Annotated in this window: 5 protein-coding genes; all 5 read left to right on the top strand. The window is 34.4% G+C overall.

Going from position 1 to position 8,495, the window contains the following annotated elements; all coding sequences use genetic code 11:
• On the top strand, positions 1–349 hold a 349-nt coding region (locus TY15_RS22270; protein WP_211199105.1), incomplete at its 5' end, for a hypothetical protein.
• 14 nt (positions 350–363) lie between these two features.
• Positions 364–918 (top strand): DUF3780 domain-containing protein, encoded by a 555-nt coding sequence (locus tag TY15_RS22265; protein ID WP_052353872.1) that lies wholly within the window; start codon positions 364–366, stop codon positions 916–918.
• Between the two features lie 63 nt (positions 919–981).
• Positions 982–3,870 (top strand): anti-phage-associated DUF1156 domain-containing protein, encoded by a 2,889-nt coding sequence (locus TY15_RS22260; RefSeq protein ID WP_040209690.1) that lies wholly within the window; start codon positions 982–984, stop codon positions 3,868–3,870.
• 3 nt (positions 3,871–3,873) lie between these two features.
• Positions 3,874–6,594 carry a phospholipase D-like domain-containing anti-phage protein gene (locus TY15_RS22255; RefSeq protein WP_040209688.1) on the top strand — a complete coding sequence of 907 codons (2,721 nt, stop codon included), beginning with the start codon at positions 3,874–3,876 and terminating at the stop codon, positions 6,592–6,594.
• 810 nt (positions 6,595–7,404) lie between these two features.
• A partial coding sequence (locus tag TY15_RS22250) for a hypothetical protein (RefSeq protein ID WP_042375608.1) occupies positions 7,405–8,495 on the top strand: 1,091 nt, incomplete at its 3' end.

Raw genomic sequence — 8,495 nt, 5'->3', positions numbered from 1 at the left:
GCCTGTTAAGTTGCACGAGCCACTAATGCCGACTTCGACAACTGAAACCTTCAAAGTTTTAGATAATTTGAAAGAGCTCAATACCAAAGTTAGAGGTGTTGATATCACTATCCAAGAGCGAAGTGGAAATGGATTTATGATGTTAAGCCTTGGAGATTTTGAAATCACTAATGTTAATGATTTAATTGAAGAACTTAATCAGTTGATTGATAAATTCTTTGCAGATAAAAAGTACGAAGTTACTGCGACAATTAACAATGTTGACTTTGAATCTGGGAGAACATTTGAGCAATGGATATCCAAGCAAGGTACGACTATAGAATCATTTAGGAATAAAATTACACAATAAAGGAGGACCTGCATTTGGCAAAACAACAGGCTCTTGGATTTGGCTTTATTCCAGAAGAGACCCAACATCACTTTCTTATTCGAATACCAAGAAGTAAGAATAAAGAAGTCATCATTTATGAACGTTTTCATTGGGATGGAACTGACGATGAAAAATCTGATATAGAGGAAAAAAATATTAAGGTGCTCATTTCCTATGAAAAATGGCAGGCTATTAAAAATACTATAGAGAAAGAATTTAATCGAAGGTTAGGTATTAACAATACCGTCGTGGGAAAGTTCAAGATTGGAGATAATCCACTTGAAAGATTATATGGAAAAGAATTGGTTCTTTTGTTGTGGGCAATTGAAGATTCAGACCCAGGATTAATTCCTACAGCAATTAAAAACTGGATGGGACTGTCTGCTGAAGAAAGATGGTGGCTTTTTACAATGGCAAATGCTTCAACTGGACATTATGCAAAAAAACGTGGTTGGAGAATTGCAATTAGATATGCTTTAACTGATAATCCTGTTGATGAAAATGGGATTCAAGGTAATCTCATGGAGTACTTTTATAAGAAGATGTAACAATCGTCGCAAAGGAAGGAGAATCAGTGTCTCCTTCTTTATTCATACCATAGGAGGCATTACATGCTCGATTATACAAAATCATTTATTGAGACACAATTTCCAGTTAGTAAGATATCAAAGGAAAGCTATAAAGAAAGAAGAGCTGGTACTACTCAAACATTGACCCCATTAGGAAAGTGGTGGGGACGAAAACCATTAATTTTAGTTAGAGCCACTCTACTGGGAACATTAATGCCAGTTTCTGAAAATCCCGTTAAGGACAGAGAAATATTCCTCAAAATTCTTACAATGGACGATGAAGGATTATGGTTAAGAAAAAGTAAGAGTCTAAATATTAACACTATTTACTCAAACCTTAATAAGATTGAACGAGCTAAATATTTTAAAGAAACAGTAGATAAGCTGACTTATATAAATGAAATAACTAAAGAAGAGAAGGAATACCTGCAGAAAATTGTGTTTTATAGACTGTCATATGACGAAAAACTAACATACTGTGAACGTCCTGAAAATGCCTTAATGGAAGACAGGAATATTTGGGAAGAAATAAATGAGCATTTAAAGACAAACGCCTATTCATTACAAGAACTAACCAAACAGCTTGGAGAGAAACGTTTTGGACATGTTCCAAGAGTGGGGGACTGTTTTGCAGGAGGAGGTTCAATTCCGTTTGAATCAGCAAGAATGGGTGCGGATGTATTTTCATCTGATTTAAACCCTCTTGCAGCTTTGTTAAATTGGTCAGCTATAAATGTTGTGGGGACCAATGCTTCAGAAGCATTAAAACTCACAAAATTTCTGGAAGAAGTATTTTCTGAAGTAAAGGAAACTGTTTCAGAAATGAGAATAGATATAAATGAAAAAGGAGACAATGCATTATCATATTTGTATTGTTATGAAACCAATTGTCCAGAGTGCAGCTATAAAGTACCTTTATCTCCCTCATGGATAATAGGGAAAGGTACAAAAACTGTAGCTATACTAAAGGATAATGAAGTCGATGGATTTGAGATTAATATTATTGAAAATGCAAGTAAAGATGACTTAAAACTGGCTGAGTCTCTAAAAACTATCAATAATAATAGAATGTTTTGTCCACATTGTAAGAAAGAAACACCAATTCCTTCCTTAAGGGGAGATAAGAAAAATGAGAACGGCGATGTTATTAATGGGATTCGAAAATGGAGACAAGATGAGTTCTATCCAAATCAAAGTGATATTTTCATTGATAGGTTATATGCAATCAGGTATCTAAGTGATAAAGGAAAATATTACGTAAAGCCAACAGAACAAGATTTTGAACGTGAAAGAAAAGTAAAAGTAATTATGGAGTCACTTTTTAAAGAATGGTCTGAGTGTGGATATATCCCAACAGATAGGATTGAGGACGGATATAATACAGACCAACCAAAAAGGGAGAGAGGATTTCAGTATTGGCATCAGCTTTTTAATCCTCGTCAACTTCTCTTATCGGGATTGATTTCAAAAACTGTGAATAAAAGAGCTAAAGATAACCTTACCTTGGTAGCAGGGTATCTTGGTTTAAATAGGTGTTTAAATTTTAATTCGAAATTATCGAGATGGGTGGCAGATGCCTCAAAGGAAAATGGTGTTGATACTTTTTATAATCAGGCACTGAATACTATTTTCAATTACACTGCAAAAAGTATTGTAAATTTATCCTCAAGCTGGTTTTATACCATCCATAATAGTGAGCTTAATGTTAATTATGAAATTAAAGCTGAAGATGCAAGGAGAATTGAAACTTATTCAGATATATGGATAACTGACCCTCCATATGCCGATGCTGTAAATTATCATGAATTGACTGAGTTCTTCTTATCTTGGAATAGACTTCTATTTAAGAAGGCATTTCCTGATTGGTATACCGATACAAAAGAAATCCTTGCTGTTAAAGGAATAGGACAATCATTCAATGAAAGTATGATTGAAATCTATAGAAATCTAGCAAATCATATGCCTGATAATGGATATCAAGTTGTAATGTTTACTCATCAAGATGTTAAAGTATGGTCAGAACTTGCTATGATACTATGGTCAGCAGGATTACATGTTGTTTCAGCTTGGAATGTTGCAACTGAAACAGAATCTGGAGGTCTTAAATCAGGCAACTACGTTAAGGGGACTGTACTGTTAACGCTAAAAAAGCAAAACTCAAATGAAATGGCGTTCCAGGATGAGCTCTATGATGAAATAAAGCACGAGGTTAAGAACATCATCGATTCAATGAGGGAACTTGATGATAAAGATGACCCAGACTTTACTGATGCAGATTATTTGTTAGCATCTTATGCATCTTCTCTTAAAGTACTTACAGCATATAAAGAGATTGAGGGCATAGATGTTGCATATTGGTTATCACAACCAAGAGATAGTAAAGAAGTAAATCCAATAGAAGCTTTAATCAACAAGGCAGTTCGCGTAGCCTATGACTATTTAATTCCAGAAGGATTTGATAAGAGCCATTGGACTGATTTAAAGCCTGAAGAAAGGTTTTTCATAAGAGGTCTAGAGCTTGAAATGAATGGTATATATAAAATAAGTTCATATCAAGAGTTGGCAAGAGGTTTTGGTGTATCTGATTATACAGATATGTTTGCAAATTTCAAAGCAAACTCTGCACGACTTAAAACGCCAAGTGAATTCAAGATGGCATTCTTGAATAATGATGGCTTTGGTTCCACTTTACTTAGACATTTGCTAGTAGCAATAAATGAAACAACAAAAGCTCAATCGACTGTAGAAGGTAGAAATTATTTAAAAAATGCTTTCAATGAGAGCAATGATTATTGGTATAAAAAACCACTTATGAGTGAAATTCTGCTGTTTATTTCAAAGTTGGAATATATTAATCACATGGAACACTGGAAGGAACATTCTTACCATGCTAAATTGCTTCGTGAAGCACTTAAAAATGAAGGTGTGTAAGGAATGTCTAGGTTGAAAAGATATTCTTCAAGAAGAGAGTCGATTTCCGATTCTCTCTTAAATAAAAAACTGAAAAATGCAAAGAGTTATGACCGTATTGCAGGTTACTTCCGTAGTTCTATCTTTGAGGTTGCTGGTGAAAATCTCGAATCCATCTCGGGAACAATCAGAGTTATATGTAACTCTGATTTATCTATTGATGATGTAAGAACTGCTAAACTTGCTAAAGAATCGCTGCGTAAAGAGTGGTGTGATTCTAAACCAGAAGAAATAAAAAATGCACAATTTCGTTTTAAAAAACTATATGAGTTTCTTAGTTTAAAAAAGATGGAAGTTAGAGTATTGCCCAATGACAAATTTGGCCTTATACATGGTAAAGCTGGAGTCATTACTTTAGAAGATGGCACTAAAACTTCCTTTCTAGGTAGCGTAAATGAGTCACATACTGCTTGGAAAACGAATTATGAGCTTGTGTGGGAAGATAGTTCATTTGAATCAATAAATTGGATTCAAGAGGAATTTGATGCGCTCTGGAATGACCCAACAGCCGTACCACTGTCTGACTTTATTATTGATGATATTAAAAGGATTTCTGAACGAAAAGTTGTTGATAATGTTGAAGAATGGAAGGCTCTCGATGAGAATGAAACAGCGTCTGTTGCGGTCGAATCACCTGTTTATAGGGAACAGTTAGGTTTATGGGAACATCAAAAATACTTTGTCGATGTAGCCTTTCGTGACCATAAAATGCCATATGGTGCAAGATATATTCTTGCAGACCAAGTTGGGCTTGGTAAAACAATTCAACTTGGAATGAGTGCTCAATTAATGGCACTGTATGGAGAAAAACCAGTACTAATTATTGCACCAAAGACTTTAATATGGCAATGGCAAGGTGAGCTTAACAGCCTCTTAGATTTACCTGTAGCTATATGGGATGGCCGAAACTGGATTGATGAGAATGGACTTAAATATCCTAATAGAGGTAACCAAGATATAACTAAGTGTCCAAGAAAGATAGGAATCATTTCTCAAGGACTAATTACCTCTGGTTCTCCTGTGCGTGAATACTTACTGAATAAAGAATATGAATGTATCATAGTTGATGAGGCTCATCGTTCAAGAAGAAGAAATCTTGGAGAGGGAAAAGAGAGCCAGTCACCTGATATGAATAACCTCTATAAATTCCTAGTTGATATATCAAGAAAAACGCATAGTATGTTGCTTGCGACAGCAACGCCTATTCAGCTTTATCCAATAGAACTATGGGATTTGCTTAATATTTTGTCACAGAAAAATGATAGTATTTTAGGTTCTCCCTCTTCGCTTTGGAGAAAATCTGCGAGACTAAATGAAGGCTTGAACCTAATTATGGGGAAAGTAACAAAAGAATTCTTTGACCCTGAGAATTGGGAATGGATGAGAAACCCTTTCCCTCCGAGAACAGAACATCCCAAGTTTAATGTGCTAAGGAATCTTTTTCATTTGAGGGAAGAGAAGTTTGTTGTAAGCAAAGGGTTCGTTGAACTTTCAAAACCAGAAAGTCTTCACGTCGGAAATATCTTAAGTATGGGTTTTTATGAGAAATTCAATCCTTATATCCGACACGTAATTAGGCGTGAACGAACATACCTAGAGAATACTATTGACGAAACCACTGGACTACCTTACCTTCAAAAAATCAATGTTGAGTTACTTGGTGAAGGTGATGACGGAGCATTAATTCTTACAGGATACATGAAGACTGCGTATGAGCTTGCTGAAGAGTTTTGTAATTTACTCAGTCAAAGGGTTAAAAGTGCGGGTTTCTTTAAGACATTACTTTTAAAACGTATAGGTAGTTCAATTGAGGCTGGTAAAAACACAGGCTATAAAATGCTGAACGAATGGGGTAATGGATTAAATGAAATTGTTGAGGAAGATGACGATAGTGATGTAAACATTGAAGAAAGTGAACTTAAAAACTTGACACCTGAAGAATATGAGTTACTTAATCGCTTTGTTGATGCACTGGACTCTAATAATGCAATCGACCCAAAATATGAAAAAACAGTAGAACTGCTAAGGGATGGAAAGTGGATTGGCAAAGGCGTAATCATATTTTCCCAATACTACGATACTGCTCGATGGGTTGCAGAAAAATTGTCAATGGAATTCTCTGAAGTACCTATTGCTTTGTATGCAGGAGGAACTAAATCTGGTGTATACCTTGACGGGGCTTTTAAGAGAAAAACTAAGGAAGAAATTAAAGATGGTGTTAAGAAGCATGAATACAAAGTGATGATTGGTACAGATTCGGCATCTGAAGGGCTAAACTTACAGACCCTTGGAACACTTATCAACCTTGACTTACCTTGGAACCCTACACGTCTTGAACAAAGAAAGGGACGTATTCAGCGTATTGGCCAAGTCAATGATACGATTTACGTCTTTAATATGCGGTATAAGGATTCAGTTGAAGATAGAGTTCACGAATTGCTCTCTAACAGACTTAAAGGCATTACAGAAGTGTTTGGACAACTTCCTGATGTATTAGAAGACGTATGGATAAAAGTCGCAAATAACGAACGTGAAGAAGCAGAGAAGATTATTGATAATGTGCCGAAAGTGCATCCTTTTGAAAATCGGTATAATAATGGTGTTAAGAATATCGATTGGGAAACCTGTTCAGTTGTTCTGGACAGGAGGGAAAAGAGAAAATACTTTCAGACAGGTTGGAATTGATTCTAAATTAATAAGTCTTAAACTATCAATACTGAAGAAATTGGATTCGGTTTTCTTAGTGTTCTACATTTTGTTGCGTTTAACTGATTAGAAAGTTTACTTACTCGTGAATTTAGTCAGTTAATATTGGATTAACGGGCCACTAAAGGCCCTTTTTTATTTTAAGCTAACAAAAAGAAATGCCTTCCAATTGGGATAAGACTAATCCCTTTTATAGGTATGAATTAGCCAAAATCCCATTCATTCCGAACTTGTTTGTAAATAACAATAATTTTTTAAAGGGGAATATATAAATGACAAAATGGTGGATGGTAAGAGCAGGAGATAATAATGAACTAATTTCTTCATGGTTAGAGAAATGAGTAGCATCAATTGGATGGGCCGACCTTGGTAACCCTAAAAAATTTAGAAATAGAAATGATTTTATTGAAAAGGCCCATGAAATCTATTATGGAGAAAAACCTGGAAAAAGAATAAATTGGGCAAGTCAAGTCTGGCGTTTTGCATATGAAATAGAGATAGTCGGTAGAATTGTGTCATATGCAAAAAACAAAAGGGAATACATAGTTGGAAAAGTAACAGACACACATAAGTACAACAGCTCGGTTATAGGTGATTACTATCCAAACTGTATCAGTGTTAAATGGGAAGAGAAAAAAGTGACAAGGGACCTCTTGTTACAGGCTGCAAAAAATTCACTCAGTTCAACTTTAACAGTTTTTCGTGTGGATGAACAAAGTATGTACTTACGATTGCAACAACAAATATGTAAATAACAATAGAACTTTTTGTGATAAGGAGGATAGATATATGGAACACCTTTTAAAAACGTTAAAAATTGCCTTAGAAGAAGTTGGTAGAAATATTACAATAGACAAGCTATCGATTCATAGCCTTCTATTTGATGAAGAATTGTATGGACTGATTGATACAAATCCTGAAGGTAACAGTCTTGATGATGTGATATGGTTAAAGTTTAATAAAGAAGTTTTCTTGGGATTTTTTAAAGAGGAAATGTTTGAGGAAATTAAAAAGATTTTGACAGAAAATAAGGGTGTTTATTTTGCACAAAATGGAGCATTTTTTAAACACATTTGCGTCGAAGGAGTATCACGTAAATTTAAGATTAATCTCGCTAAAGAATCTATTAATGTTATGGGTATCGAAATACAAAAAATAACTAATGCCTCAATTGGAGATTGGAGAAAAGGTTTTTTTGCAATTGAAAGTGAAACAGGAGAAAACTTTTATCAAATTTCCGAGAAATTAAAAAATAAAATAACTAAAGCACTTGAACCATATATTAACGAACCTTGTTTTGCTTATCTTAGAAGACAGTTAATTAATCAATTTTCTAGAAAAGTTGACCAGGAACTTTTTTTAACAGAGTGCGAAAAATGCAACAAGCAAGAGCTTTATCATGTTATTGAAATAGTAAATCAAATTTGTAATCCTGATTTCTGCAGAACATGCGCGGAATCTAAATTTCCATCTATAAGTAAGGTTCCATTTGGAATACCGTTTCTCGTTAATTTATATGGCTATTTTAACAATTTATTTCAAGACTTCCTTCACAAAAGACAAGAACCACCCAATGAATTATTAAATGAAATTCTGCCATTTATTACCTCTGTGCATCCATTAGAGATGGGAGTGGTTTCTGATTACGTAAGGAGTAAAGTTAAAAAGCATTTAGAAAAAGATTCTTATGCACTTATGGAAGTATTAAACGAGATAGTCGAAGGCGCTAAAAAAACTAATATGGCAGAATATAAGAAACTAATTACAAACTTAGAAAAGATGTCATCATATCAAAGTCTTCAAACTACTACGGATATGGTAGAAACATATAAAAATATTGAAGAGAAATCCATGAACTCATTTATGCAACTGTTTTATCC

It is taken from the genome of Neobacillus jeddahensis, from assembly GCF_000612625.1.
GTDB classification, from domain to species: Bacteria; Bacillota; Bacilli; order Bacillales; family Cytobacillaceae; genus Neobacillus; species Neobacillus jeddahensis.
The sequence above is the reverse complement of the archived record's forward strand: the minus strand, read 5'-3'. Positions and strand labels throughout refer to the sequence as shown.

Coding starts and splice junctions, on each gene's coding strand:
- TY15_RS22260 (WP_040209690.1), top strand. CDS start 982: ATGCTCGATTATACAAAATCATTTATTGAGACACAATTTCCAGTTAGT.
- TY15_RS22255 (WP_040209688.1), top strand. CDS start 3,874: ATGTCTAGGTTGAAAAGATATTCTTCAAGAAGAGAGTCGATTTCCGAT.